Genomic DNA, 25,622 nt, shown 5'->3' on the forward strand with positions numbered 1-25,622 from the left:
TTGCTGTACGAACGCCCGTCCGCCCCGACCAAAGGATGACGATGACAATGACGATGAACAGCACCGGAACGTCGCCTCTCAATTCCGCAGGCTCGCCAACCGCGACACGGACTGTCACCGAGAACCTGCGCGACTTCGTGGAGCGGCTGCGGGCCGCCGGTGAGCTGGTGGACCTGCGGCAGCCGGTGGACGTCAGGCATATGGCCACGCTCGTCGACCAGTCCGACAAGGCGCTGCTGTTCCACAATCCGATCGGCTTCAAGATACCGGTGCTGTCAGGCATCCTGCGTTCCACGCGCAGGGCTTTTCTCGCCATGGGCTGTGAAAGCTACCGCGAGATCGAGGAGATGCTGACGGCCGGTCTGGCGAATCCGATCCCGCCGACCCGAGTGGAGACGTCTTCGACGGAGGAGGTCATCCTAACGGGCGACGAAGTGAACCTGTTCGATCTCCCGGTGCCGCTCTTCTCCGTTCACGACGGCGGGCCGATGATCACGGCTGGTATCGTCATGGCGCGCGATCCAGAGTACGGCCTTGTCAACACCGGCTGCTACCGGTTCATGGTGAAGGAGAAAAACCTCACCGGCATCGACATCGTTACACCCAACAATCTCAAGCATTACGCGCAGCGCGCATTTGAGGCCGGCCGGCCGCTTCCGATCTCGATTTCGATCGGCACCCATCCGATAGAGATGATCGCGGCGAATTTCCGTGCGCCGATGGAGCAGGAGGAAATGTCGATTGCCGGCGGGATCCGCGGTGCTTCCGTACCTCTCGGACAGTGCAGGACGATCGATCTTCCTTACGTCGCTGACTGCGAGATCGTGCTGGAAGCCGAGATCCTTCCGGTCGGCTGGACGCAACCGGAAGGGCGCTTCGGCGAGTTCACGTTCCTGATGGGCGGCCTGCACTGGAATCCGAACGTTCGTGTCAAGGCAGTCATGATGCGAAAGGATGCAATGTATTGGGCGTTGCACATGCCGTTCGAATACACCTATCTCGGTGCGGCCGTACTGCACCAGCCAATCCGCAGCGCGCTCACCAATACGGGAATCAAGGTCAAGGACATTAACGTCACGGTGGGCGGCTCGGCCTATTGGCATGCCGTGATCTCGATCAAGAAGCAGGCGGGCGAAGGCAAGTCCGCCTTGCTGGCGGCGCTCTCCGTCGGTGATCTCAAGCACGTCGTCGTGGTCGATGAGGAGATCGACGTCTACAATCCGATGGAAGTGGAGTGGGCGATCGCGACCCGCGTGCAGGGCGATCGCGACGTGATCATCATTCCTGGTGCGCGGGCCAAGCCGCTCGATCCCAGCCTGCCGTTCACGCCGGGCAGGGGGCCCGCGACGGGTGCCAAGGTCGGCATCGACGCCACCATCGGCGAAGGCATTCCGCACGAGCGCTACGAACGAGTCGCCTATGCTTACAGCAAGGACGTCGACGTAGCCGACTATGTCGCGGGCAAAGCCGATCCTCTGCAGAAGGGCGATCCTGCCGCAGTCGATGCCATATGCGCTGAGATCCTGAGCATGATCGAGGAGGAGCCGATGTATTACGTCGACATCGATCGGCGGCTCTCCACGTATGACTTCCCGACCGTGGCTACAGCGTTCGGCAAACTGCACAGCGAGAACAAGCTGTGGAAAGACCCGTTCGGCCGCGTTTGCATCCGGGGTTCACAGTTCGATGCGAAACCTTGAGCGGAGTTGCCGGGACAATGCTCACGGACCCCTTCAACCTCGGTGACCTGATCGACCGGTCGCAGGACCAGAGCCGGACCGCGATCATCGACCTGCGCGTTCCGGACCAGCCTCGTGCATACACTCATGCGGAGATGGACAGGCTGTCGGGAGGGGTCGCACGCTATCTCACGGAAAGGGGCTTTGCCGCTGGCACGCGGATAGCCATCGCGTCGCTCAATCGCGCCGAGTACATCGCCTGCTATTTCGGCATCATGCGTGCGGGTCTCGTGGTGGTGCCCGTCAACATCAAGCTGCCGCAAGATATCATCGACTTCATCATCGACGATGCCGAGATAGCCTTGACCTTCGCCGATGCGGCCAATCGAGGCAGATTTGCCGGCCGCGTGGAGGTGATCGATTTCGATGACGACGGCCCATCCGGCTTCCACGCGGTGGTCGCGCCATCGGAGTTCGACACGGTGGTGCCTGGCCCGCAGGATCTTGCGCAGATCCTCTACACCTCGGGATCGACGGGGCGGCCGAAGGGCGTGCTCCTGACCCACGCCGGTCAGCTTTGGGTGCTGAAGGCCAAGGCAGTGCCGCCGGAAATGGCCGAGGAGCGGCAGATTCTGGCCCAGCCTCTGTTCCACATGAACGGGCTCATCGTCACCGAGCTCATCTTTCTCAGCGGCGCCTCGATGGTCGTGATGCCCGCCTTCACGGCAGCCGCCTACACCCAGGCACTGGCGCAGTACCGCGTCACCAGTGTGTTCGCCATTCCGACCATGTTTGCCCGCGTGGTGAAGGAACTTGCCGTCCGCGATGATCTGGACCTGAGCGGGCTGAAGCAGATCGTCCTGGCGTCTGCGCCGGTGACGCTCGCAATGATCGATCGCGTACGCGAAGCCATTCCGAGTGCCACGGTCGGAAACAGCTACGGCACCACGGAAGCCGGAGCCGCCGTGTTCGGCAGTCACCCGGACGGCATTCCGACGCCACCGCTTTCGCTCGGCTATCCGATCCCCGGAAGCGACGTGAAGCTGATCGACGGGCCGAATGCGAACGAAGGCACCTTGCTCATGCGAAATCCCGCATTGATGGTGGGATACAACAAGCTGCCCGAGAAGACGAAGCAGGTCATGCGCGACGGTTGGTACGTCAGTGGCGACGTCATGCGCCGGGACGAGCAGGGCTTTTATTATTTCGTGGGCCGGGCTGACGACATGTTCGTTTGTTCCGGAGAGAACATCTATCCCAACGACGTGGAGAAGATGCTGGAGCGTCATTCGCTGATTCAGCAGGCCGTGATCGTTCCGCTGCCGGACGACGAGCGCAGCCATATTCCGGTTGCATTCATCGTACCTGCCGCGGATGCGAGCTTGACCGTTGAAGAAGTCAAGCGCTTCGCGATCGAGAACGGCCCCGCCTATCAGCATCCGCGTCGCGTCGAGATCCGCGGCGACCTGCCGCTCGCCGGTACCAACAAGATCGATCGCACGCTGTTGACGAAACGTGCGCGCGAGCTCGAGGAGTCCGGCCAGTGGTCGAAGTAACAGGGGGCAGCGCAAATCATCGACGGCCGGTCGAGCCGTGGTGCATGAGAACAGAGGATAGGCGTTCCTGATGAGTAGTGCCAGAACAAGCCGGGAAGACATACAGAAGCAGCTCGACGCCTCACCCTTCATCGCCTTCATGCAGCTGACATGCACTGAGATGGACGCGGAGGCCGGCACGATCACCATGACCATGCCGATGCGGCCGGAGCTGGAGCGCGGTGCCGGTACCGGTCAGTTCCACGGGGGGCCGATCGCCTCGCTGATCGACACGGTAGGCGATTTCGCCGTGGTCATGGCTGCGGGCGGCAATGTCCCCACGATCAACTTCCGGGTCGACTATCTGCGTCCCGCTTTCGGAAAGACGCTGGTTGGTAAGGCGCTCATCCGCCGGGTTGGCAGGACGATCGCGGTGATCGATATCGACGTCTTCGATGAAGGCGGCAAGCTCACAGCAGTCGGCCGAGGCTGCTATGGCGTATCGAGTTCTTGAGCGAGAGGATTCATGAGAGCAATCGTCATTCGTCAGCATGGCGAACTCAGCGAGCTGTCTTATGAGAGCTCCTGGATCGATCCGGAACCTGTCGAAGGAACCGTGATCATCGCGGTGAAAGCCTGCGCACTCAACTACCATGACCTTTTCACACTGCACGGTATGCCGGGCATCAAGGTTCCGATGCCGATCATCATGGGGATCGACGTGGCAGGCGAGGTCGCTGCGATCGGCCCCGGCGTGACGGAGTGGAAGCTGGGCGACAGGGTCGTCGTCGATCCGCTCGATGTCGAGACCGGTAAGCTCCTCGGGGAGCGAATGGATGGCGGTTTGGCTGAATACTGTCAGGTTCCGGCGCGCATGCTGATGCGCCTGCCGGACGACGTCGATTTCGCGGACGCCGCGGCGTTGCCCGTCGCCTATGGCACAGCCTACCGCATGATGATGACGCACGGAAAGATCAAGGCCGGGGAACGGGTGCTCGTCCTAGGCGCATCCGGCGGCGTCGGCACCTGCTGCGTGCAGCTCGCCAAGCTTGCGGGGGCGCACGTGATCGCCGCAGCTTCCACCACCGACAAGCTGGAGAAGCTCGCCCGGATCGGTGCCGACGAGGGTATCAACTACAGGACCGACGACTTCATGAAAGTCGTCCACGAGCGCTTCGGGAAGCCACGCGTCTATGGGCCCGGCGGGGGGACGGGCGGGGTCGACGTCGTGGTCAACTTCACGGGCGGCGAGACCTGGGTTCCTTCGCTCCGGTGCCTGCAGGCCGGCGGGAGGCTGCTCACCTGCGGTGCGACGGCCGGTTTCGATCCCAAGGAGGACATCCGCTACATCTGGACGTTCGAGCTGAACATAACCGGCTCCAACGCCTGGCAGCGCAGCGACCTCTTCGCGCTTATCGAACTGGTACGGGAGCGCAAGCTGGCACCCTCGATCGAGGAGCGATTCACGCTGCGGGAAACGCCGGAGGCGTTCAGGAAGCTGGCCGATCGCGAGGTGTTCGGAAAGGTTGTGGTCGAACCCTTCCGCTGATTGGCGAAGGCGACACGCAACCGACATGACAAGGAGGAGACGTGGTCAGGCAGCGGACACTGGGGAAGCAGCAACAGACAGACGGCGGCAATGAAACGATGACGAGAAGCGGAGCGCACGCCGGCAAGAAATCAGCAAACGTCCGACAGAGCGACCTCGCCCTTCAGGTGATCTGGCGCGCCATTGCGCGCTGCGAACTCATGCCTGGGACGATGGTCTCGGAAGCGGACCTGGAGAAGAGTTTCGGGCTCAGGCGTGCTGCGACCCGCAGCGCCCTTGAGCGCCTTTCCGTCTACGGCTTGGTGCATCCTGTGCACCGACGCGGTTACCAGATCAAACCGATCACACTGCGCGACGTGAACGACCTTTACCAGATGCGCGAAATTGTTGAACGCGCCGCCGTGCGGCTCGCGGTGGGGCGCGTCGACCAGGTGAGCCTTCGCCGACTCGACAAGATCTGCGCTGAAGGCTACACGCCGTACGACCGCGGCAGTGAAGAATGCTTTCTTCAGGCAAATACAGAATTTCACTTGCTGATTGCTACCGCCACTGGCAATGACCGGCTTGTTACAGCAATTCAGGACATCCACCAGGAAATGGAGCGAATTCTCCATTTTGGCCTGGCCTTCCGCAATCGAACCGACGAGATGCGGCACGAACATGGCGCGCTGATCACTGCGTTGACTGAAGGAGATGCCGAGGGAGCCGAGGGCGCCATCCTCGATGAGCTGGCTTCATCGAAAGCGATGGTCATGGATGCGCTCATGTCGGCGCCTAGTCTGCTGGACGTAAATATAATTGGGTTCCGTGCACCACCGGAGAGCAATAGCGTTGTCGAACATCTCTCTTCGGGTAAAAGTCTGCCCGCGACCATCCGCAGTCGCGCGCGTGTCGGTCCACTTCGTTGAACGCAGTGGGAGCGCTTTCTGGCCGCGTCGCTCTGGTCACTGGCGCATCGCGCGGCATCGGCGCCGCGATGGCGTCGGCCTTGGCGGGGCACGGCGCCGAAGTCTTCGCTGTTTCGCGCTCCCCAGGGAATCCAGCGGTCGATGCTGCGCATTCGTTCGGGTCCGGCGCCAGAATTCGACCTGTCCGGCTGGACGTGACCGATCCGAAAGCATTGACCCGTCTCGCCGGCTCCATCCGCGATCAACATGGCCGGCTCGACATATTGGTCGGCAATGCCGGCGTACTGCACGAAAGAAGGCGAACCGAGCTTTTTTCACCTGAAGAGTGGCATGAAGTCATCGCGGTTAATCTTACAGCGAACTGGTACTTGATCAGGGAAATGCATCCGTTGCTTGCCGCATCGGACGCTGGCCGCGCGCTCTTCGTCACGTCGGGCCTGTCGTGGCGCGGGCAGCCCAAGGCAGGGCCCTATGCGGCCAGCAAAGCGGGCCTCAACGCGCTCGTGGAAGCTTACGCGGCCGAGAACGAAGGCAGCTCCTTGCGAGTGAACCTCTTCAGCCCCGGCCCGACCAAGACCAAACTGTATGCTGACGCCTTTCCCGACGCTGACCTGGCAGGAGTTCCGACTCCCGACGAGGTGGCGGAGAAAATGGTTGAGGCGTGCATGCCGTGGACGACCTACAACGGAAAGGTCTACGAGTTCCGCGACGCTCGCTGGACCGCCCTGCAACCACCGAAGCCCGTGTAGTTCACAGAGTGCTTGTGGATGCCGTCGCATCGACGTCGTGGGCCAAGCCGTTCCGGCTCACCTCGTCGCTTGGCCCCAGATCGGCTGGCCCTGTGGGCGCCGACTGACGCGTCATCCAGCACGCCGGCCCTTGATGTGCAACCCGGCTGCTGACGTGCTCCCCCTGAAGTGTACCCGAGTAGAGTCCGACGCAAAGGAGTCGGATGAATGACGGGCAGCAGGTTCAGCGAAGAGCAGATCGTCGCGATCTCGAAGAATCAGGAGGCAGGCATGGCGACGGCCGATGCGTGCCGGCGCCACGCGATCAGCTCAGCGACGTACTACAGGTGGAAGTCTGAGTATTGCGGGTTGGAGGTGTCCGAGGCGCGGCGACTGCGCGCGCTCGAGGACGAGAACGCGAAGCTCACGAAACTGCTGGCCAAGGCGATGCTCGACAATGTGGTACTGAAGGATCTGGCATTAAGAAATTGTCACGCCCGGCGCTGAGCAGGGAGCCGTCGCCCATGCCCGTGAGCATCACGGGCTGAGCGAGCGTCGGGCTGCAACCTTGTCGGCGTGAGCCACCGCGTGATCCGGTACCGGTCGTCACGGCGAGTCGATGGTCCGCTGCGGCAGCGGCTGCGCGAACCGGCGGCGGAGCGGCCGGTTCGGCTATTGGCGCCTCGGTTGCCTGCTGGCTCGGGAGGGCATGACGCCCAACCACAGGAAGCTGCTGAACGCTGCTGCCGGAGGGCGCCGGAACGCGTGGGCGCAGAGCTCAATCTGCAGAAGGACGAGCCTCTTGCTGGAGCACCGAGGCGCCTGGGGAGAGGTCTTCAGGGAGGCTGTTGCGGAGGGGTTATTCAGCTCGCGCCTCGCTTCTGATCATGCCCGCTTCGATCGCCAGCCAGACAAGACCAGCGTCGGTCTTGGCGTTCAGCTTCGACTTGATCTGGTAATGGTAATTCTGAACGGTCTTCAGGCTGAGGCAAAGTTGCGTTGCGATTTCGTCGGCGGGTATGCCGCTCGCGAACAGGCGCAAGATCTCGGTTTCCCGGGGGCTCAGCTGTTCGATCGGCGACGGCTGGTTCGAAACCCGCTCTTCGGCGATGTCGCGGGCGATGTCCAGGCTCATCGCCCTGCTACCCCGGCTCACCGCCTCGATGGCGCCGACGAGCTCATCAGGCGCACTGCTTTTCGTCACATAGCCCAATGCACCTGCCTCGAAAGCCTTGAGCGCGAACGACGCGCTCTGATGCATCGTGAACACCAGAATTCGTGCCTCACCGTTCCACTGCCTTATCCGCCGCAGGGCCTCGAGCCCCCCGACACCCTGCAGGGACAGGTCCATCACGACCACACCGGGGCTGTGGTGGCGATAAAGGCGGTAGGCCTCCGCGGCATCGGCCGCTTCCGCGACGACCCTGAATCCGGGATGGCGTTCGAGCAGGCGCCTGTATCCCTCCCGCACGACCGGGTGATCGTCGACGAGCAGGATCGTGACCCCGGTCATATCGTGGGTCTCGCGGGAAATGGAAAGAACGCGTCCAGGCGGAGTCCACCGCCGGATCGGGCGAACGACACCGTTCCGCCCAAGGCGCGTACCCGTTCCCGGATTCCGACAATCCCGTATCCCTTCGTTGCCCCAAGGGCATCCGGACTGCCTCCGCCATCGTCCTGCACGGACAGTTCCAAGCCTGCCTGCCCGTGTGCCGGAGCTTTGATGGTCACCGTGACTTGCCTCGGCGTGCTGTGCCGCGCGGCATTCGTGACACCTTCCTGGGCTATGCGGTAGAGGCCGAGGGCGGCATCCTTCGGGAGCGCGGAAAGATCGCCGGTAACCTCGAGACGAAACTCGGTCGGCCCCGCGCCCGGGGACCGCCAGTTCCTCAACATGGTTCGCAAACTGGCTTCCAGTCCGAGTTCATCGAGGTCGGGAGGCCGCAGGCGTGCGAATGCGCCTCTGAGCGTGGCCATCATCGTTGCGGCTATCTCTCCGATCCGGCGTGCATCGATCGCAAGATCGCTCTGTCGGTCGCGCGCGCCGGCCTCGATGGATGCGGCAAGCGCTCCCACGGCCGAGAGACATTGTCCGAACTCGTCGTGGAGATCCCGCGCGAGCGCTTTTCGTTCTTCTTCCTGTACCTCGAAGATTCTGCTCGTAAGCCGGTCCCGCTCCCGGCTCGTTTCCTCGAGTTGTGCGGCCATCGCGTTGAACGCCTCGCCGATGCGCCGGAACTCCGTCGTGCGGAAGCCCGGCAACCTGCTCGACAGATCTCCGCCTGCGAGCTGCCGCAGCCCGCGAATAATCGTATCGATGGGGCTGAGGGCATGAACGATCAGAATGCCGGAGAGTGCGCTTATGGCCAGTGCCATCGCGGCGGCCATGCCGATCATGACCCGGACATGGCTCCAGGCCCATGTCATCGCGGCGACCGGGTCCGCCTTCGCCACGACGCTCGCCGCCTCTGCGCGCTCGAAGATGACCGGACGGCGGACGGCGGGGCCCGGGTCGAAGACCTTGCCGAACAGGCGGGCGAACCAGGCCGGAGCCGACGGTCCGAATGTATCCCATCCGCTGCAGAGGCGCTGATGAGGCCCTATCCCGGGGCTGAGCTCCATGCAGATGCCGGGGCCCATCACGGTAAGAACCGCCATCGCTTCCCGCGCGGAGAAGGTGTGCAGGTACGCTTCCTTACGCGCGCTGCCCAGCCACATGAGCCTCGTCACCTGGCGTGCGGCGCGATCCGCCGAGGCGGTAATCTCCTTCTGCAGAGTGCGGTTCGTATCGACGATCACCCAGCCGACCGCGAAGGTCAGGCTGATGGACGCAACCAGCACCAGACGCGAGATCAATCCTACCAGCAGGCTCACGGGGACCCACTCCATGCCAGCACCTGCAGCATGACACACGCGGCACGGCGCATTGACAAGGAGGCGGCGTCGATCGGGAAATTTGCCCAGCCGATTTCGGGAACATCACCCTTCCGACAAGGGCAGGCGAGCCTTAGCGTCGGTCCATCGCGTCCATCGCGCGCCAAGAATCCGGATACTCCGCCGCCTCAGTCCATGCTCGCGCACGAGGGTCATCAAGATGCAAGAGGCTGTCGAAGAGCTTCCAATCGAGCTTGAAGTGACGGCCGGCGCGACCAGGCAGTTCGTGGCGCTGAGGGATCATCTTCAGAGGGAACTGATCGGCCGATCGGCACTCGTCGAGCGGCTGCTCACGGCGCTGTTGTGCGGAGGGCACGTCCTGATCGAAGGTCTGCCCGGCCTGGCGAAGACACGCGCCGTGAAGCTGCTTTCCGGGGCGGTCGATGCATCTTTCGCCCGTATCCAGTGCACGCCCGACCTGATACCGGCCGACCTGACGGGCACTCCGATCTTCCGCCCGGATCGAGGGGAGTTCGAGTTCGCCGCAGGTCCCGTGTTCAACTCGATCGTGCTTGTCGACGAGGTCAACCGAGCACCACCAAAGGTGCAGTCGGCGCTTCTGGAAGCCATGGCGGAAGGTCAGGTCACCGCGGGTGGCGTCACCTACCCGCTGCCCGACCCGTTCATGGTCGTGGCAACGCAGAATCCCATTGAGCACGAGGGGACCTTTCCCCTTCCAGAAGCGCAGCTCGACCGCTTCTTGCTGCACGTCATCGTGAACCTGCCGGATCCGGAGACCGAGCTCCTGATACTGGATCTCGTCGAGCGGGAAGGTGCCGGCGTGCCGGCTCGCGGCTTTCACAGGATATCTGCGACGGACGTCCGCGCCGCGCGCGATGCCGCAGCGCGGGTTCACCTCGCTCCCGCTCTCAAGGACTACATCGTACGGCTGGTCACCGCGACCCGAAGGCCGGGGATTCCGGAGATCAGCCGGTTGATCGAGCACGCGGTTTCGCCCCGCGGAACGCTGGCACTGGCAGCGGGCGCCAAGGCGAAGGCGTTCCTCGCCGGCCGCGACTACGCACTGCCGGAGGACGTACAGGAACTCGTCGCCGACACGCTCGCACATCGGATGACGCTGACATGGGCGGCAACAGCGGAAGGAGAAACGCCGCGCGAGGTGGTTCGACACCTGATCGAAGCCGTGCGGCCCCTTTGATGATCGGCCGCCGCTGATGGATGACCTGTCAACAAGAGGTGCTGCCGTCGAAGCGGATGCTTTGATTGCGATCCGCGGCATCGCAGCGGCAACTGAGCAACGTCGCCTCATGCCGGCTGGCCATGTCGGCGGCTTCGTCACGAAGCGGCGAGGCCGCGGTCTCGAAATGATCGACACGCGCGCCTATTCCAATGGTGACGACATCCGGCACATCGACCGGAACCTCACTGCCCGCACCGGCGTGCTGCATGTGCGCACTTTCCACGACGAACGCGACAAGTCCGCGCTGCTCCTCGCCGATTTCCGGCCATCCATGCTCTGGGGCACGCGGCGCGCATTCCGGTCAGTCGCAGCCGCGGAGATTCTGTCGGCGATCGGATGGCGCGTCGTCGAGGCGGGGGGGCGGATTGGGCTGATTGCCTTCGGCGCTGGAGAACCGACATTCGTGGCGCCGCGGGGACGGTCCGCCGGCATGATCAGGGTCATCGGGGGGCTGGTGGATGCGCATCGGGCCGCTCTCCGCCGCGCATGCGAGGGAAACGAGTCGGGCGAGCCCGACTTTGAGCGGGGCATCGACATGGCGAGGGAGCTTGCCTCCCACGACATGGCGGTGTTCCTCGCCACGTCGCTCGACGGCATCCACGATGCAAGCAACGCGTCCCTAGCGGCACTCGCGCGCAAGACTGCCCTTTCGGTCCTTCTCGTCCGGGATGCGTTCGAATGCGACCCGCCTCGCGGGTCATACCGCTTCGCCGCCGCGGGGCGACCCGTGAACACGGCTACAGTCCGGGGGCGGCAGGAGGCGGCACCGTCGACGGTGGCAACGCGCTTAAGAGCGTTGGGCGTGCGGGTCATCCCACTGCGCACGTCCGGCGGCGTGGCCGGCATGCTCGCCGAACTGGACAACGGTCATGCCGGGATCCGCTGAGATCCTGACCGCGCTGCACGACGTGCGACCGCCGGCTTCAGATTGGCCGCTTTCCGAGGGGATGGCTGGCTTCTCGGTGGGCCTTGCTGCGGCACTGCTGCTCGCCCCGCTTCTGAAGATGTTCTTCCATCGGCAGGAATCGCTGCGGTCCCTGCTGCGTGCGCAGCTGGAACGCGGCCGCGACCTTGCTGCCGGTGACCGCCTTCTTCAACTCGCAAGAATGGCCGAACGCGTTGCGGCAGAACTGGACGCAGGCCCCAGGCACAAGACCGCAGAGCTTAGTTCGGGAGCGAGATGCCATCAGGTCCGTGCCGAGCTGCGATCCGTTCTTTACCTGCCCGGCACGGAGCTCGATCTCGATGAAGTCCAAGCGGAGATCGATCGCCTGATCGGCAGCATCCGAGGGTAGCGATGTGGAGCCTCGCGAACCCTCTCGTCCTGCTGCTTCTCCCGCTTCCCTGGCTCGTGACCCGCCACCTCGCGAGCACGCCCTCCGACGCGGGCGCGATGCGAGTGCCCGAGTCAGTCGCAGCCCGGTTGCTCTCCTTCGGTGCGGCGCGCTGGGACACGGCCGGCCTCAAGGTTCTTCCCTGGCTGATCTGGGCGGGGCTCCTGCTGGCCGTTGCTGGACCGCAGGCGATCGGCTCGGCTCCGGTGCTCCTGAGTTCGGGGCGAGACATCATCCTGGCCCTCGACCTCTCCGGGAGCATGGAGCGGGAGGATTTCGAGCTGGATGGCGAGCCGGCCCGCCGCATCGATGCGGTGAAGCGCGTGGCCTCCGAGTTCCTCCGTGGAAGAAAGGGAGACCGGGTTGCCCTGGTGATCTTCTCCGAAGCCGCATATTTCGCCGCCCCGCCCACGCACGACGTTGAATCCGTGGCGAGGGCGCTCGAGGAGGCCAGCACGGGGATCTCGGGCCGCAGCACATCCATAAGCGACGGCCTCGGCCTGGCCATGAAACGACTCGCCGTCTCGGAGGCCGATACGAAAGTGGTGATCCTGCTCTCCGACGGCATCAATACGGCAGGTGACGTGTCGCCGATCGAAGCCGCCCGGCTGGCGACCAGCTTCGGCGTGCGTGTCCACACGATTGCCTTGGGCCCCCGGGACATGCGGGAGAGCGGTGCCAACGAGGATGCGGTGGACACCGAGACGTTGGAGAGAATCGCCAGTACCAGCGGAGGCAGGGCCTTTCGCGTGCGCGACACCACCGATCTGGCCGCCGTCGGCCAGGAGCTCGATCGGGTAGAGCCGAACAGCGTCGGCGAGCGCGTCGTTCAGGTGCAGAAGGCGTTCTGGATGTATCCCGCGGGATTGGCATTCGGCGCCGCAGTCGTTCTCCTCCTGCTGCGGAGGCGCATGTGAGCGGGTCGATGGGCGTCGTGCTGCTCAGGCCGTTCTGGCTTCTTGCCATTCCGCTGGTTGGCGTTGTGACCCTTCTGCTTTGGAGGCGAGGCCAGTCGCTCGGCGGGTGGCGTGATGCCGTCGACCCGCCCCTCCTCATTGCCCTCGAGCGGATCGGCCGGATCGTGCCCGGTACGCCCAAGAGCCTGTTCGCACCGGCGGCGGTTGCAACTGTGATTGCGCTCGCGCTCGCCGGCCCGGCTCGCCAGACGGGCGACGCCGCAGCGTTCCGCAACCTCAACGGCTTGGTGATCGCGATCGATCTCTCCCGCTCGGTGGCTGAGGGCGGGCGCCTTCCCCAAGCGATCACGACGGCACGGTGGATAGCCGATCGGGCGGCCTCACGCCCGGTTGCACTCATCGTCTTCGCCGGCGACGCATATCTCGCGAGTGGGTTCACGACCGACGCGCACGCGCTCGGGACGACAATGGCCCTGCTCGACGGAGAGACGGTTCCTGATCCCGGCAGCCGACCGGAGCGCGCGCTGTCGATGGCTCGGCGGCTGCTGAGCGAAGCCGAGATTCTGGCGGGCGACGTCATATTGTTCAGCGACGGAGGCGGGATCACGAGTGCCGCCCTGGAGGAGGCGCGGGCCATCCGGGCCGCCGGGGCGCGCCTGTCGACCGTGCATGTGGAACCGGTCGATCGGCCTCCGGGCATGCCGCTGACGGAGCGCACGGTCGTCGACGAGGTCGCCCGTGCCGGGGGCGGGTTGGCGGTGGACACGAGAAGTGCGGGGCCCGTGGCCGAACTGGCGAGTGCGTCCGGGACGGTGGAACTCGCGGATCGACTTGCCGGCGTGCTCTGGGTCGATTTCGGCCGCCACCTCCTTCTGCTGGCGTTCATGCCCGCTCTCCTCCTGTTCAGGCGTTCGCAAACATGAAGCTTCGGGTGCTGACGGCGTTGGTCCTCCTCAGCGCCGCGGGAGCAGCGGTCGCCGGACCGGAGGCAATCGGACGCCTCGCGCTCTCGGCCGGCATCCCCGCCCTGGCAGCGCGGCTGCTCGACGATCCTGCGTGGAGGGGCGTCGCGCTCTACCGCTCGGGCCGGTTCGCAGCCGCCGACGAGGCGTTCAGGGCAGCCGGCAGCGGATCGACCTACAACCGCGGCAACAGCCTGGCGCGGCTCGGTCGGTACGAGGAAGCGGTTGCCTATTACGATGCCGTTCTCTTCCGGAACCCGGAGGACCGCGAGGCGAAAGCCAATCGGGACCTCGTCGCAATCTTGATCGATCCCGTCGTCGGGGAGCGGCGGGACGGGCGAAGCCACATCCCGCCAGCCCCAGATCCGCCATCCGGGACGCCATCCCCCCCGCCGTCGCGGTTCTCGGCAATCACCGCCGTGCAAAGCGAACGTCAGCGCCGGCCGATCGACGAGGTGATCTCCGTTGCGGCGGGCGAGGAATGGCTTGCCACGCTGCGCGACGAGCCTGGCCGGTATCTGAAGCTTCGGATCGCGGCCGAGCACGAGCGCCGTCGTGCGATGGGGCTCGCCGCGCCACCGGGAGACAGCCCATGGTGAGCATGTGGCAACGTCTGCGTTCGAGCCTGAGCGGCGCCTGCCTGCTGGTGTGCTGGGCCGTCGCGGCGCTGGGTCAGGAGGCGCTGGACCCGGCGGACGCGTCGCTGCAGACGATCGTCGAGCCGCACGCCGGCCGCCCGCTCGAAGGCGAGATGATCCGGGTCACGATCCGCGGAAGCTATTCCGTCAGGCTGAGGATCACGCTGAACGCTCTCGCTCAGCCGGAGCTCCCCAACGTCACCTGGATGCAGGTCACGCGTGATGCGTGGCGGCGGGAAACCGTCGACGGCAAGCAGATGCAGATCTTCGAGCGCCGGCTGGCGCTCTTCCCGCGGCAGGCCGGGCGCGTTGAGATCGGCGCGTTCCGGCACCAGCTCACCCTCGCCACGGCCGACGGGAAGCGGGTGGTCCAGGAAGTCCGTTCAGCCCCGGTTACGCTCGAAACAGCTCCAAGGCCAAGCACCGAAAGCTGGTGGATGCCGGCGAGCGAGCTGCGGCTGACGGACGAGTGGGACCGGCGCCCCGACCGTCTCGGCCGCGAGGAGATCGCGCGCCGAACCGTGACACTGGAGGCCGTCGCCCTGCCGGCGCAGCTCCTGCCGCCGCAGCCGAAACTCCGGGCGTCCAACGTCATCATGTTCTCCGATCCGGAGGAGCGCACGACGAAGTTCACCCAGGACGGGCCGGTATCGCAGGTGGTGTGGCGCTGGACGGTCCGTCCGGCCTCGTCAGCACCTGCGCGGGTGGAGGCATACACCATTCCCTGGTTCGACACAGTGGCGCGGCAGGTTCGGGAGGCGGAGCTTGCACCTTCGAGCGTCGCATTCGCGGATGCCGTGAGCGCGGAGGCAGGCTCCGGCGCGTCGACCGTGGCGGCCGGCGCATATGCGGGCTTCATCGGCGTCGGAATCGGGATTCTCGCAGGACTAATGACATTGCTGTCCGGATCTCGCTTGCGCGGAAGGCATGATCTTCGACAGGTCTTGACAAGGTGGCTGCCGGATTCCGACCTCGCCGGAATGAAGGCCGCGGCCAAGCGCCGGGACCTTCACGTTATGCGGTCCTGTGCCCATCGCTTTGCAATGCGCGCCGGCCGGGAATGGTATCCACCACCGCCTGTTCTGCAACGGTGCCTTTCGGAACTGGACCGTTACGTATTCGGATCGCCGTCTGTTGGGAGTACGTTCGATACGGAGGCGTTCCTTGGAGGATACCTGCGCGCGGTCGCAGAGTGGAAAAGCGTCAGCAGGTTGGGAAAGGCGCCGCGAGTCCAGAAGTAGCCGGTCGATCTGGTCCTCGAACCAGGCCTGACGCCGCTTCAGGAGGTCACCCGGCCTGCGATAGCGCGCGCTTCGCCATCCGCGCCGAGCACGCCGGCAGCCTGGCGCATTCCGGCGCCAGCGTCTGCTCCCGGTTCGCGAACTGCAGGAGGCGCCGGACATCGGCGAGATGCGCGCGGTCCTGCTCAATGCGCAGGCCCGCGGGGCGGAGCCGCTGGAACGCGCGGGACAGGCTTTCGGGCTTCATCCCGAGGCGGCCGGCGATCAGCGCCTTCTCGTAGGGCAGCGCGATCGTGCAGGGGCCGCTCGACACCGGCGCGAGCGCGATCAGGAACTCGGCCACGCGTTGCGCCCCGGTATGCGCCTTGAGCTCCTCGATCTGGCGGACCAGCATGTGCAGGTGCTGCGAGGTCGATGCCAGCATGGCGAGCCCGATCTCCGGGCTCCGCCTGATCCGGTCGGCGATATTTCGGGCGGAGATCATGAGCAGCCGGCACGGCGTCACCGCTTCCGCGTTCACCGGATAGGCATTCCCCGAGAAGCACACCGCCTCGCCGAGGCTGTCGCCGCGGGTGAAGACGCCGACGACGGCCTCGTCGCCGGACGCGGCCATCCGGTAGAGCTTCACCCAGCCTTCGAGCACCACGAAGAAGGCGGTCGCCGGCTCGCCCTGGTGAAACAGCACGTCGCCCCTGTCGCGCCTGTGCAGCCAGGCATCCTCGAGCAGCCCGGCAAGCGCCGAGTCGGTCAGGCCGGACAGGAGCGGCGCCTGGCGCAGGATGGCGCGATCCTCCGTCGCAAGCTCCACTTCGCGGGTTCGTTCCAGGGCGCGCATGGAGGCAGTGTGCAGCCTTCGCCGCCTCCCACTTTGTTCCAGATCAAGCGGCCGAGCGATTCGTCGCCCGCCTCTTGCATCCGCTTGACGTTGGTCAAGCGTGGTTCCGGCGCCTGCTGATAAGTCCTTCCGTATCGGTTCGGAGGACGAGCAAATGGATACGGGACAACGCCCGACGGCGCCTGAGCGCGTGCCGGTAATGCAGCAGATCCTGGACAACCCGTTTCTGCTTCTCTTCATCGGCATCACCATCCCGACCGTCCTTTATCTGATCTGGGGGGTGATGGAGATCGCATCCATCCCGCTTGCACCCTGACGCCCCACGGACCGCGGGAGAGACAACATGGCCTTATCGCCTCCGGAAAATAAGCTGTGGTGGAACGAGCCCATCGAGCGCGTCGAGATCGGCTGGATCGTCCTCGCGTTCCTGTGGGGGCTCTTCATGTTCTTCTTCATGATCGCCTGGCACTTCATCGGCGAGCAGAACCTCTCCACCGAGACGTACCGGGTCACCCCGGCGGCCTTCGAGGCGAAGGTCGACGCCTTCGCCGAGAAGTACGCGGTGGGCGAGGAAGCGGGCGTCCCGGTCGTCCGGCCGCCGGCCGGCGAGGACGTCTACCTGCTCGCCCGGCTCTGGGAGTGGTGGCCGATCCTCGAACTGAAGAAGGGCCAGAGCTACCGCGTGCACCTGTCCTCGGCCGACTGGCAGCACGGCTTCTCGATGCAGCCGACGAACATCAACATACAGGTCCATCCCGGCTACGAGCACGTGCTGACGCTGACGCCCACCGAGGCCGGCGAATTCGGCATCGCCTGCAACGAGTTCTGCGGCATCGGCCATCACACGATGACCGGCCGGATCCGGGTCACCGAATAGGGGGAGGGCGGCACATGACCGCGACAGACGTCATCACCGGCGGCACCATCGGCGCGCCCGCGCGTGCGGCCACGTTCCGCACCTGCCGGTTCACCGGGTTCAAGGTCGACATCGCCGCGCAGCGCCTGATCATGGCGAATGCGGTCGCCGCCGTCCTCTTCCTCGCCTGGGGCGGCATCCAGGGGCTGCTGATCGGCCTGACCCGCTGGCCGGCGGTCCACCTGCTGCCGTCGGAATGGTTCTACCTGATCCTGACCGCGCACGGCGGAAACGTGCTCCTGTTCTGGATCATCTTCTTCGAGATGGCGGTCCTCTACTTCGCGTCCGCGATCGTGCTGAACTCGCGGCTCGCCGCGCCGCTCCTCGCCTGGATCGGTTTCGCGCTCATGGTGGTCGGCGGGATCATGTTCAACATCGCCGTCTTCCAGGGCGATTCGAGCGTGATGTTCACCTCCTACCCGCCGATGGTGGCAGCTCCGAACTTCTATCTCGGCCTGATCCTCTTCGCGGTCGGCGCGCTCGTCGGCGTCGGGGTCTTCTTCGCCACGCTCGTGGTGGCGAAGCAGGAGCGGACCTACGAGGGCTCGATCCCGATCGTCACCTTCGGCGCGCTCACGGCGGCGATCATCGCGGTGTTCAGCATCGCGGCGGGCGCGATCATCCTGGTGCCGACCTGGCTGTGGTCGCTCGGGCTCATCTCCACCATCGATCCGCTGATGTACAAGGTCATCTGGTGGGGCCTCGGCCATTCCACGCAGCAGGTGAACGTGTCCGCCCATGTCGCGGTCTGGTACGCGATCGCCGCGCTCACCCTCGGCGCCAAGCCGCTCTCGGAGAAGGTGAGCCGCACGGCGTTCCTGCTCTACATCCTGTTCCTCCAGCTCGCTTCCGCCCATCACCTGCTCGCCGAGCCCGGCATGAGCGCGAGCTGGAAGATCGTGAACACCAGCTACATGATGTATCTCGCCGTGCTCGGCTCGCTGATCCACGGCCTGACCGTGCCCGGCGCGATCGAGGCCGCCCAGCGCCGCAACGGCTACAACAAGGGCGTCTTCGAGTGGCTGCGCAAGGCGCCGTGGGGCAATCCCGCCTTCTCGGGCATGTTCCTGTCGCTCGTGATGTTCGGCTTCATCGGCGGCATTTCCGGGGTCGTGCTCGGCACCGAGCAGCTCAACGTGCTCATGCACAACACCATCTACGTGCCCGGCCATTTCCACGGCACGGTGGTGGCCGGCACGACGCTCGCCTTCATGGCGATCACCTACTACGTGCTGCCGCTCGTCTTCCAGCGCGACATCGTCTGGCCGAAGCTCGCCCGGATCCAGCCCTACATCTTTGCGTTGGGGGTCGCCGGCATCTCGCTCTTCATGATGGGAGCCGGCACGCTCGGGGTGCCGCGGCGGCACTGGGACATCAACTTCACCGACGCGACCCTTCCCTTCGAGCTGCCGTCCGGCGCCTTCCTGATGATGGGGCTGAACGGCGTCTCCGCGGTGATCGCCGCGATCGGCGGCGGGCTCTTCGTGCTCATCGTCGTGGCGACCGTCCTCTGGGGCAAGCGGCTCGACCGCGGCGAGGCTCCGCTCACCTTCCCGCTGCACTCCGGCGCGAAGGTCGTCGGCGAATATGGCGGGCACGCGACCGTGAAGCTGCCCGGCACGATCGTGCTCGTCGGCATCTTCTTCGCTTCGTTCGTCCTCTACTACTTCGTCAACTGGAAATACCTCTCCGAGCTGTGGCTCTTCCGCTGAGACGAAGGACAGGAGAGAACGCCATGATCGCCGCGCTGAGAGTGACCACCTCCCTCCTGAAGCTCAGGATCGGGACCACCATTGCGGCGAGCGCGCTTGCGGGCCTGGCGGTGACGCCCGGCCCGGCACCGAGCGCCGCCCAGGCGGCGGCCCTCTCGCTGGCCGTGCTCGGCGCGGCCGGGGCCGCCGGCGCCTTCAACCACTATTTCGAGCGCGATACGGACACGCTCATGGCACGCACGGCGCGCCGGCCGTTCGCGAGCGGCATCCTGAAGGCCGGCCCGGTCTGGCCGATCACCTTCGCCGCGCTGCTCGTCGCCTCCATTTCTCTCGCCTGGGCGGCCGCGGGCGCGCTCTCCGCCGCCTACGTCTTCCTCGGCGCCTTCACCTATGCGTTCGTCTACACCGCCTGGCTCAAGCGGCGGACCGTGTGGAACATTGTGATCGGGGGGCTCGCCGGCAGCTTCGCCGTCCTGGCCGGTGCGGCCGCTGTCGATCCGACGCCCGGCGTGGTGCCGGTGCTGCTCGCGCTCATCATCTTCCTGTGGACCCCCCCGCACTTCTGGAGCCTCGCCGCCGCCAAGGCGGAGGATTACGCCGGCGCCGGCTTCCCGATGCTGCCGGTGGTCGCGCCGGAGCGGGTCTGGGCGGGCGCGATCCTCGCTCATGCCGTGGCGATCGCCGTGCTCTCGCTCGTGCCGATCTGGTTCGGCATGGGCGCCTTCTACGCGGCGGGGGCGGCGAGCGGCGGCCTCTATTTCGCCTTGACGAGCTGGCGCCTGTGGTCCGAGCCGAGCCGCCGCAACGCCATGCGGAACTTCGTCGCGTCGCTCTACCAGCTCATGCTGCTGGTCGCCGGCATCCTGCTCGAAGCCAGTTTCGGTGCCTCGCAATGGGCCGTGTGAGCGCCGCCATCCTCAGCCTCGCCGCGGGCCTCCTCGCGGGCACGGCCGCGTCAGGCGCGGGCCCCCGGCTCGATCCGGCGGCCGTCCTCGAGCGGAGCGAAGCCGCGATCGGGCGGCAGGTCGGGGACAATCCCCTCTTTCGGCCGGACGGAAGCAAGCTCCGCGTCTCGGATTTCCGGGGCCGGCCGATCGTCGTCAGCCTCGTCTATACGAGCTGCAGCTCGGTCTGCCCGACGACGACGCAGAGCCTCCGCACTGCCGTGGGGAAGGCCCGCGAGGCGCTCGGCCGGGACGCGTTCGAGATCGTCACCCTCGGCTTCGACGCGCGCAACGACACGCCGGTCCGGATGGCGGCCTTCGCGAAGGACCAGAGCATTGACCGCGACCCCGCCTGGCACCTGGCGAGCGGGCGCGCCGAGGACATTGCTGCCCTCCTCGACGATTTCGGATTCACTTACGAGGCGCTCGCGGGCGGGTTCGAGCACATCACGCAGACCACGATCCTGGACGCGGAGGGCCGGGTCTACCGCCATGTCTACGGCGACGCGTTTCCGATTCCCGTCTTTGTGGAGCCGCTGAAGGAGCTCGTCTTCGGGACGCGGACCCGCTCGCTCTCGGTCAGCGATCTCGCCGACCGCATCCGCTTCCTGTGCACGGTCTACGACCCGGTGACGGGCCGCTACCGCACCGATTTCGCAATCGCCTTCGGCATCACGATCGGCGGCCTGTCCCTGATCCTGATGGGCTGGATCGTCATCGGCATGTGGCGCGGGAACCGGCCGGTCGAGGCGAGGAATGGCTGACGGCGGAAGACCGGCGATGGCCCGTCGCCGCAGCGACAATCCCATCCTTGCCGCGCTGAAGTCGGGGCTGAGGGCGCTCTTCGAGCCCCTGGAGCGCGCTGCCGACCGCCTGTTCTCCCCCGCCCTCAATCCGCTCGCCAATCTCGGTGCGCTGGGGTTCTTCCTGTTCTGGGTGGTGGCCGTCAGCGGGATCTACCTGTTCGCCTTCTTCGACACCGGCGTCGTCAACGCCTACGCCTCGCTCGAATGGATCTCGCGGGAGCACTGGTTCCATGCCGGGATCATGCGGAGCTTCCACCGCTATGCTTCGGACCTGATGGTCGTCGTCATGGCGCTGCACCTGCTGCGCGAATTCTCGCTCGACCGGTATCGCGGCGTCAGGTGGTTCTCCTGGTTCACCGGGGTGCCGATCATCTGGTTCCTCTACGTCTCGGGCATCACCGGCTACTGGCTTGTCTGGGACGAGCTCGCCCAGTACGTCGCCGTCGTCTCGGCCCGCATGCTCGACGTCGCGCCGATCTTCGGCGAGCCGATCGCACGAAACTTCCTGACGCCGGAGAGCCTCAGCAGCCGCTTCTTCACGCTGCTGGTCTTCCTGCACATCGCGGTGCCGCTCTTCCTGCTGCTCGCAATGTGGATCCACATCCAGCGGATCTCGCGGCCGAGGGTCAATCCGCCGCGCACGCTCGCCGCGCTCGTGCTCCTCGCGCTCCTCGCTCTGTCCTTGTGGCGGCCTGCAATGAGCCAGGGGCCGGCGGATCTCTCGAGGGTGCCGGCGGAGATCGGGCTCGACTGGCTGTTCCTGCCGCTCTACCCGCTCGCCGACCTGTGGTCGGCAGGGGCGCTCTGGGGCTTGCTCGGCGCGGCGACCGTGATCCTCGCCGCCATGCCCTGGCTGCCGCCCTTCCGCCGGCCCCGCGCCGCAGAAGTCGACCTCGCGCACTGCAACGGCTGCAACCGCTGCGTCGAGGATTGCCCCTACGAGGCGATCGAGCTGGTGCCGCGCAGCGATGGCCTGCCGTTTCCGGAGCAGGCGCAGGTCAAGCCGAACCTCTGCGTCTCCTGCGGCATCTGCATGGGAGCCTGCCCGTCATCAAGCCCGTTCCGGCGCACGACGGAGCTCCGGACGGGAATCGACTTGCCCGATTATCCCCTGCGCGCGCTGCGCGAGCGGGTGCTCGCCGCCGCGCAGACGCTCACCGGGCCGTCCCGCATCCTCGTGCTCGGCTGCGAGCACGGCGCGGCCGGCGGCGGCCGTCCCGATACGGTGGCGGTGCCGTGCGCGGCGATGGTGCCGCCGTCGATGATCGACTTCATCCTCAGCCGGCGGCTCGCCGACGGCGTGATGGTCGCCGGCTGCTCCGAGAGCACCTGCTACAACCGCCTCGGCGCGCAATGGACGAAGGCGCGCTTCACCCGAGAGCGCGACCCCTATCTGCGCGCGCGCGTGCCGCGCGAGCGGCTCGCCACGATCTGGGCCTCGCCCTGGGAGACGGCGCGCCTAGAGGCCGCGCTCGCCGCCCTTTCGGCAGAGGTCGGGACGCTGCCGGACCCCGCACCCCGTCCGGCGCTCCGCGCCGCCTCTTCCGAAGACCGCCGGCCCGCCGAGGTGGAGCCATGAGGGAGCATCTTCTCGACGTCCTCCGGTTCGCGGTGCTGACGGCGCTCTTCCTGGCCGTCGCCGCCTTCTCGGACTGGCCGCGCTATCGCGCCGCTCCTGACGGCGTCGGCTATCTCACCCTGTCCTTCAGCCACGGTGCCGACCGTCGCGCCGCCTGCAGGACGCTGACGCCGGACGAGATCGCCGCCTTGCCGCAGAACATGAAGCGCAAGGAGATCTGCCCGCGCGAGCGGCCGCCGATCGCGGTGGAGCTCGATCTGGACGGACAGCCCCTGTTCGATGCCGAGGTCCCCGCCACCGGCATCGCCAGCGATGGCCCGTCGCGCGTGTTCCGACGGTTCGAGCTTCCGGTCGGCACGTACACGGTCTCCCTTCGCATGCGCGACCGCCCGGGCGAGGCGGCATTCAATTACCAGGACGAGCGGCAGGTCGTGATCGGGCCGGCCGCGAGCCGGGTGATCGATTTCCGGCCCGAGGCAGGCGGCTTCGTCTTCTACTGAGGGAGGGAAGATTGCCGCTCATCGAATGGCAGGACCGCTACAGCGTCGGTATCGAGGCCGTCGACCACGAGCATCGCGAGATGATCGATCTCATCAACACGGTGCACGCCGAGCTCCTCGCGGGCACGGGCGGCCACACCATCGCGTCCTTCCTGGGCGACGTGCTGAAGGGCATCTCGGCGCATTTCGCGCTGGAGGAGCGCTTCATGCGCGAGCACGGCTACGACCAGCTCGCCGAGCACAAGAGCGAGCACGAGCGGCTCCTCGATGCGCTGCGCGACATCATGGATTCGTTCGAATCCGACCCGGAGGGCGCGTCACGGCTCCTGTCGCGGCAGCTTGACGACTGGTTCACCGTGCATTTCGCCACCCACGACGCACGCCTCCACCATCGGCTGGGCGCGCATGACGGCCACGGCTGAGGCCAAGATCCGAGAGCAGAAGTCCACAGCTCAAACGCCGGGCCCGCGGGGCTTCTGCGACTCTGGGCGCCGGAGCGAAAAACGGAGAAGCAGTCAAGACGCGCAAGTGGCGGAGGGAGAGGGACCCGGATCCAACCTTCTCCAGCGCGGAAGCGGTTGATCTATGGTTGGGCTGCAATCTGAAGTTCATCTCAGGCTTCGCCGCGGCATTGGCTCCTACAGCACGGGCGCGGGCGGCGGAGGCTACTCGGATTCCTGGTTCCAATTCCAATTCAACAGATTAGGGCTACCGACGAGGGCAATTGACGCCGTCCGACCTGAAGCGCTGCGTTATTGCGAAAACAACGCTTGAACTCGCGAGGACGAGTAGCACCCGAACCATATGGTGGAATGCGACGAACGCCACCTCGATTTGGAGCGACAGGGCCACCAAACTCATCTCTGCAAGCCCGCCTGGCGCGTATGCGAGGATGAGAGCGGATAGATCAAAGGCAGAGTTGAAGGTCAGCAGCACGGCGAGGCCCACGCTGATCGACAGAAGGAGGGCGGTCGCGCCGACCGAGAGCAGGATTGTCCATAGGATGCGCAAGGGTGATGCCCCGGCGAATCGGCAGCCGATTGAGATTCCGAGCACAAGCTGCGCCAGGAGCACGATCTCGAACGGCGGCGTAACCTCAGTGACGCCGAGGAGATGGAAGGCGGCACTGACCAGCACTGGACCGAGGAGATACTTTCCCGGCAGGCGCGCCAGGTGCCCGAACGCCGCGCCGGCGAGGGCGATCGTCGCAAGCCAAACCCAGTCGAGGAGCGGCACGTCGATTGCTGAGACGGATGTCCGCACGACGCTTGGGATTGTGGTGTCCGACGTGAACTGGACCAGGAAAGGCACGGCGGAGACGACGAGGAGGACACGAGCCGAATGGATCAGTGCAATCGCACGTGGATCGCCGCCCCTCTCCTCGCCGAGCGTGATCATTTCGATCACCCCGCCCGGCATCGCGGCGAAATAGGCGGTCGGGAAGTCTAGCCCACCGATGCGGCGGAAGTAGATCGTGCCAAGGGCCGCGGAAACGATCACCAGCCCGGCCATGCCGGCGAGTGGAAGCGCCCATTCGCCGACCGACGCCAGACTCTTCTGATTGAACCCCGAACCGAGAAGCACGCCGATGACGACGAGCATCGGCGACATCGCAAATCGGGGCATCGCGATCGGCGCGCGGGCCACCGCGGCGATGGTGCAGGCGGCCATCGGCCCGAGCATCCAAGCAAGGGGGACGTGGAGCAGCGTGAATCCGATGCCGCCGATGCTCCCCACGCAGAGCGCGAGGAGCACTCGGGGTGCGAGTGCGACGAGGAGTTCTTGTCGGCGACGGCCGTGTGGGCAGATTCGGGGCTTGATGCTTGGATATGTTGGCTCGGGTCGTTCGGCGTCTGGCTCGTCTGGCTCGTCTGGCCCGTCACGCGTCACGCTTCATCTCCGGGATGGCCCCGCGCAGCTGCCTTTCAATCGCGATCGCCTCCATCGTCAGTTGATCGCGGGGGCGTGGCAGGTCTACCGCGAGATCGAGAACGACCTCACCCGGATTCGACTTCAGAACGATCACACGGTCCGCCAGGAACACGGCTTCGCCGATATTGTGCGTCACATAGACGACCGTCGTGCCGGCGCGCCGCCAGACACGGTCGATGAGCTCCATCAGCTTCTCGCGCGTCATCGCATCGACAGCGCCGAGCGGCTCGTCCATCAGGAGGACACTGGGCTCGAAGGCGAGCGCGCGGGCAATCGCCACTCGCTGTTTCATGCCACCGGAGAGCTGATGGGGATGGAGTTCCGCCGCGTCCGCGAGTCCGACCTCCTCCAGGAATGCCATGGCGCGCGAGCGCCGTTCGGCGGCGGGAATGCCGAGTGCCTCGAGCGCGAACTCCACGTTGTGGCGCGCCGAGCGCCAAGGGAAGAGCGCGTACTCCTGGAAGACTACCCCGCAGCGCACCTCCCCGCTTCCCGGAGCACCGGTGCCGACCTTGATCAGCCCCGCCATAGTGGCGCCGCTTGTTGTCGGGCCGACAAAACCTGCGAGCGCGTTGAGCAGCGTCGACTTGCCCGAACCGCTGGGGCCAATGATGGCAAGGAACTGGCCCTTCGGCACCTCTAGATTGATGTCTTTCAGGACGAGCTTGCTCAGGAACGACAGCGTCAGCTCTCGGATCGAGAGCGGCGCCGGCTCCGGTCTCGGACCGGTGATGGAAGCCGGAACGGGGGGTGAAGTCGGAAGAGCGTTCAT

Annotated in this window: 25 protein-coding genes and 1 pseudogene; 20 read left to right on the forward strand and 6 right to left on the reverse strand. The window is 65.8% G+C overall.

Annotation, left to right across the window (positions count from 1 at the left end):
* Nucleotides 1-47: 47 nt before the first annotated feature.
* The 7 genes and pseudogenes from ACUN0C_RS14605 to ACUN0C_RS14635 all read left to right on the forward strand — a co-directional run.
* A complete protein-coding gene (locus ACUN0C_RS14605; RefSeq protein WP_445467122.1) occupies nt 48-1,700 on the forward strand; it encodes a UbiD family decarboxylase in 1,653 nt (550 codons plus the stop codon).
* A gap of 17 nt (nt 1,701-1,717) precedes the next feature.
* Nucleotides 1,718-3,235: a class I adenylate-forming enzyme family protein gene (locus tag ACUN0C_RS14610; protein ID WP_445467123.1), complete on the forward strand. Its 1,518-nt coding sequence runs from the start codon at nt 1,718-1,720 to the stop codon at nt 3,233-3,235.
* 70 nt (nt 3,236-3,305) lie between these two features.
* Nucleotides 3,306-3,728: a PaaI family thioesterase gene (locus tag ACUN0C_RS14615; RefSeq protein ID WP_445467124.1), complete on the forward strand. Its 423-nt coding sequence runs from the start codon at nt 3,306-3,308 to the stop codon at nt 3,726-3,728.
* A gap of 12 nt (nt 3,729-3,740) precedes the next feature.
* On the forward strand, nt 3,741-4,763 hold the full coding sequence (locus tag ACUN0C_RS14620; protein ID WP_445467125.1) for a zinc-binding dehydrogenase: 1,023 nt from the start codon (nt 3,741-3,743) through the stop codon (nt 4,761-4,763).
* Nucleotides 4,764-4,804: 41 nt separating this feature from the next.
* Nucleotides 4,805-5,671 carry a GntR family transcriptional regulator gene (locus ACUN0C_RS14625; RefSeq protein ID WP_445467126.1) on the forward strand — a complete coding sequence of 289 codons (867 nt, stop codon included), beginning with the start codon at nt 4,805-4,807 and terminating at the stop codon, nt 5,669-5,671.
* A 5-nt stretch (nt 5,672-5,676) separates the two neighbouring features.
* The gene (locus tag ACUN0C_RS14630; RefSeq protein WP_445467183.1) at nt 5,677-6,420 is read left to right on the forward strand and encodes an SDR family NAD(P)-dependent oxidoreductase; all 744 of its coding nucleotides are present in this window, start codon (nt 5,677-5,679) and stop codon (nt 6,418-6,420) included.
* Nucleotides 6,421-6,627: 207 nt separating this feature from the next.
* Nucleotides 6,628-6,876 (forward strand): annotated as a pseudogene (locus ACUN0C_RS14635) (transposase); the annotation flags it as partial.
* 382 nt (nt 6,877-7,258) lie between these two features.
* On the opposite strand, the gene ACUN0C_RS14640 reads toward ACUN0C_RS14635, so the two are convergent.
* Complete coding sequence (locus ACUN0C_RS14640) at nt 7,259-7,912, reverse strand: response regulator (RefSeq protein WP_445467127.1); 654 nt, start codon at nt 7,910-7,912, stop codon at nt 7,259-7,261.
* On the reverse strand, nt 7,909-9,273 hold the full coding sequence (locus ACUN0C_RS14645) for a HAMP domain-containing sensor histidine kinase (protein WP_445467128.1): 1,365 nt from the start codon (nt 9,271-9,273) through the stop codon (nt 7,909-7,911). Before ACUN0C_RS14645 ends, ACUN0C_RS14640 begins: the two co-directional genes overlap by 4 nt.
* 220 nt (nt 9,274-9,493) lie before the next feature.
* Between ACUN0C_RS14645 and ACUN0C_RS14650 the strand changes: the two genes are divergently transcribed.
* Nucleotides 9,494-10,492, forward strand: coding sequence for an AAA family ATPase (locus ACUN0C_RS14650; RefSeq protein WP_445467129.1), 999 nt, complete (start codon nt 9,494-9,496; stop codon nt 10,490-10,492).
* 166 nt (nt 10,493-10,658) lie between these two features.
* Nucleotides 10,659-11,420, forward strand: coding sequence for a DUF58 domain-containing protein (locus ACUN0C_RS14655; protein WP_445467130.1), 762 nt, complete (start codon nt 10,659-10,661; stop codon nt 11,418-11,420).
* Between the two features lie 37 nt (nt 11,421-11,457).
* Here the strand turns inward: ACUN0C_RS14655 and ACUN0C_RS14660 are convergent, their stop codons facing one another.
* Nucleotides 11,458-11,790 (reverse strand): hypothetical protein, encoded by a 333-nt coding sequence (locus tag ACUN0C_RS14660; protein ID WP_445467131.1) that lies wholly within the window; start codon nt 11,788-11,790, stop codon nt 11,458-11,460.
* Nucleotides 11,791-11,831: 41 nt separating this feature from the next.
* On the opposite strand from ACUN0C_RS14660, the gene ACUN0C_RS14665 reads away from it, so the two are divergent.
* Genes ACUN0C_RS14665 through ACUN0C_RS14680 form a run of 4 tightly spaced genes read left to right on the forward strand, consistent with a single transcriptional unit; the run spans nt 11,832 to nt 15,626 of the window.
* The gene (locus ACUN0C_RS14665) at nt 11,832-12,785 is read left to right on the forward strand and encodes a VWA domain-containing protein (protein WP_445467132.1); all 954 of its coding nucleotides are present in this window, start codon (nt 11,832-11,834) and stop codon (nt 12,783-12,785) included.
* Nucleotides 12,786-12,793: 8 nt separating this feature from the next.
* Entirely contained in the window at nt 12,794-13,708 is a 915-nt protein-coding gene (locus tag ACUN0C_RS14670) for a VWA domain-containing protein (protein ID WP_445467133.1), read from the forward strand.
* Entirely contained in the window at nt 13,705-14,346 is a 642-nt protein-coding gene (locus tag ACUN0C_RS14675; protein WP_445467134.1) for a tetratricopeptide repeat protein, read from the forward strand. Before ACUN0C_RS14670 ends, ACUN0C_RS14675 begins: the two co-directional genes overlap by 4 nt.
* Nucleotides 14,340-15,626, forward strand: coding sequence for a hypothetical protein (locus ACUN0C_RS14680; protein ID WP_445467135.1), 1,287 nt, complete (start codon nt 14,340-14,342; stop codon nt 15,624-15,626). The genes ACUN0C_RS14675 and ACUN0C_RS14680 overlap by 7 nt, the downstream gene beginning before the upstream one ends.
* 46 nt (nt 15,627-15,672) lie before the next feature.
* Here ACUN0C_RS14680 and ACUN0C_RS14685 read toward each other — a convergent pair whose 3' ends face one another.
* Nucleotides 15,673-16,434, reverse strand: a complete 762-nt coding sequence (locus ACUN0C_RS14685) for a Crp/Fnr family transcriptional regulator (protein ID WP_445467136.1) — start codon at nt 16,432-16,434, stop codon at nt 15,673-15,675.
* A gap of 370 nt (nt 16,435-16,804) precedes the next feature.
* On the opposite strand from ACUN0C_RS14685, the gene ACUN0C_RS14690 reads away from it, so the two are divergent.
* From ACUN0C_RS14690 to ACUN0C_RS14720, 7 genes are read left to right on the forward strand one after another with little or no spacing between them, the layout of a single operon-like run.
* Nucleotides 16,805-17,338 (forward strand): hypothetical protein, encoded by a 534-nt coding sequence (locus ACUN0C_RS14690; RefSeq protein ID WP_445467137.1) that lies wholly within the window; start codon nt 16,805-16,807, stop codon nt 17,336-17,338.
* A 14-nt stretch (nt 17,339-17,352) separates the two neighbouring features.
* Nucleotides 17,353-19,089, forward strand: a complete 1,737-nt coding sequence (locus tag ACUN0C_RS14695; protein ID WP_445467138.1) for a cbb3-type cytochrome c oxidase subunit I — start codon at nt 17,353-17,355, stop codon at nt 19,087-19,089.
* A 23-nt stretch (nt 19,090-19,112) separates the two neighbouring features.
* Entirely contained in the window at nt 19,113-19,994 is an 882-nt protein-coding gene (gene cyoE, locus ACUN0C_RS14700; RefSeq protein WP_445467139.1) for a heme o synthase, read from the forward strand.
* A complete protein-coding gene (locus ACUN0C_RS14705; protein WP_445467140.1) occupies nt 19,982-20,797 on the forward strand; it encodes an SCO family protein in 816 nt (271 codons plus the stop codon). Before cyoE ends, ACUN0C_RS14705 begins: the two co-directional genes overlap by 13 nt.
* A gap of 16 nt (nt 20,798-20,813) precedes the next feature.
* Nucleotides 20,814-22,418 carry a cytochrome b N-terminal domain-containing protein gene (locus tag ACUN0C_RS14710; protein ID WP_445467141.1) on the forward strand — a complete coding sequence of 535 codons (1,605 nt, stop codon included), beginning with the start codon at nt 20,814-20,816 and terminating at the stop codon, nt 22,416-22,418.
* On the forward strand, nt 22,415-22,918 hold the full coding sequence (locus tag ACUN0C_RS14715; protein ID WP_445467142.1) for a hypothetical protein: 504 nt from the start codon (nt 22,415-22,417) through the stop codon (nt 22,916-22,918). The genes ACUN0C_RS14710 and ACUN0C_RS14715 overlap by 4 nt, the downstream gene beginning before the upstream one ends.
* Nucleotides 22,919-22,929: 11 nt before the next feature.
* Entirely contained in the window at nt 22,930-23,340 is a 411-nt protein-coding gene (locus ACUN0C_RS14720) for a bacteriohemerythrin (protein ID WP_445467143.1), read from the forward strand.
* A gap of 286 nt (nt 23,341-23,626) precedes the next feature.
* Here ACUN0C_RS14720 and ACUN0C_RS14725 read toward each other — a convergent pair whose 3' ends face one another.
* Nucleotides 23,627-24,673, reverse strand: a complete 1,047-nt coding sequence (locus ACUN0C_RS14725) for an AbrB family transcriptional regulator (RefSeq protein WP_445467144.1) — start codon at nt 24,671-24,673, stop codon at nt 23,627-23,629.
* A gap of 124 nt (nt 24,674-24,797) precedes the next feature.
* The gene (locus tag ACUN0C_RS14730) at nt 24,798-25,622 is read right to left on the reverse strand and encodes an ABC transporter ATP-binding protein (RefSeq protein ID WP_445467145.1); all 825 of its coding nucleotides are present in this window, start codon (nt 25,620-25,622) and stop codon (nt 24,798-24,800) included.

It is taken from the genome of Faunimonas sp. B44 (assembly GCF_052655945.1).

Bases quoted from the DNA above. Each gene is read 5' to 3' on its own strand.
- ACUN0C_RS14605 (WP_445467122.1), top strand. From the start codon at position 48: ATGACGATGAACAGCACCGGAACGTCGCCTCTCAATTCCGCAGGCTCG.
- ACUN0C_RS14610 (WP_445467123.1), top strand. From the start codon at position 1,718: ATGCTCACGGACCCCTTCAACCTCGGTGACCTGATCGACCGGTCGCAG.
- ACUN0C_RS14640 (WP_445467127.1), bottom strand. From the start codon at position 7,912: ATGACCGGGGTCACGATCCTGCTCGTCGACGATCACCCGGTCGTGCGG.
- ACUN0C_RS14650 (WP_445467129.1), top strand. From the start codon at position 9,494: ATGCAAGAGGCTGTCGAAGAGCTTCCAATCGAGCTTGAAGTGACGGCC.
- ACUN0C_RS14655 (WP_445467130.1), top strand. From the start codon at position 10,659: ATGATCGACACGCGCGCCTATTCCAATGGTGACGACATCCGGCACATC.
- ACUN0C_RS14710 (WP_445467141.1), top strand. From the start codon at position 20,814: ATGGCCCGTCGCCGCAGCGACAATCCCATCCTTGCCGCGCTGAAGTCG.
- ACUN0C_RS14690 (WP_445467137.1), top strand. From the start codon at position 16,805: ATGGCCTTATCGCCTCCGGAAAATAAGCTGTGGTGGAACGAGCCCATC.
- ACUN0C_RS14615 (WP_445467124.1), top strand. From the start codon at position 3,306: ATGAGTAGTGCCAGAACAAGCCGGGAAGACATACAGAAGCAGCTCGAC.
- ACUN0C_RS14675 (WP_445467134.1), top strand. From the start codon at position 13,705: ATGAAGCTTCGGGTGCTGACGGCGTTGGTCCTCCTCAGCGCCGCGGGA.
- ACUN0C_RS14665 (WP_445467132.1), top strand. From the start codon at position 11,832: ATGTGGAGCCTCGCGAACCCTCTCGTCCTGCTGCTTCTCCCGCTTCCC.
- ACUN0C_RS14715 (WP_445467142.1), top strand. From the start codon at position 22,415: ATGAGGGAGCATCTTCTCGACGTCCTCCGGTTCGCGGTGCTGACGGCG.
- ACUN0C_RS14680 (WP_445467135.1), top strand. From the start codon at position 14,340: ATGGTGAGCATGTGGCAACGTCTGCGTTCGAGCCTGAGCGGCGCCTGC.
- cyoE (WP_445467139.1), top strand. From the start codon at position 19,113: ATGATCGCCGCGCTGAGAGTGACCACCTCCCTCCTGAAGCTCAGGATC.
- ACUN0C_RS14730 (WP_445467145.1), bottom strand. From the start codon at position 25,622: ATGAACGCTCTTCCGACTTCACCCCCCGTTCCGGCTTCCATCACCGGT.
- ACUN0C_RS14695 (WP_445467138.1), top strand. From the start codon at position 17,353: ATGACCGCGACAGACGTCATCACCGGCGGCACCATCGGCGCGCCCGCG.
- ACUN0C_RS14620 (WP_445467125.1), top strand. From the start codon at position 3,741: ATGAGAGCAATCGTCATTCGTCAGCATGGCGAACTCAGCGAGCTGTCT.
- ACUN0C_RS14670 (WP_445467133.1), top strand. From the start codon at position 12,794: ATGGGCGTCGTGCTGCTCAGGCCGTTCTGGCTTCTTGCCATTCCGCTG.
- ACUN0C_RS14705 (WP_445467140.1), top strand. From the start codon at position 19,982: ATGGGCCGTGTGAGCGCCGCCATCCTCAGCCTCGCCGCGGGCCTCCTC.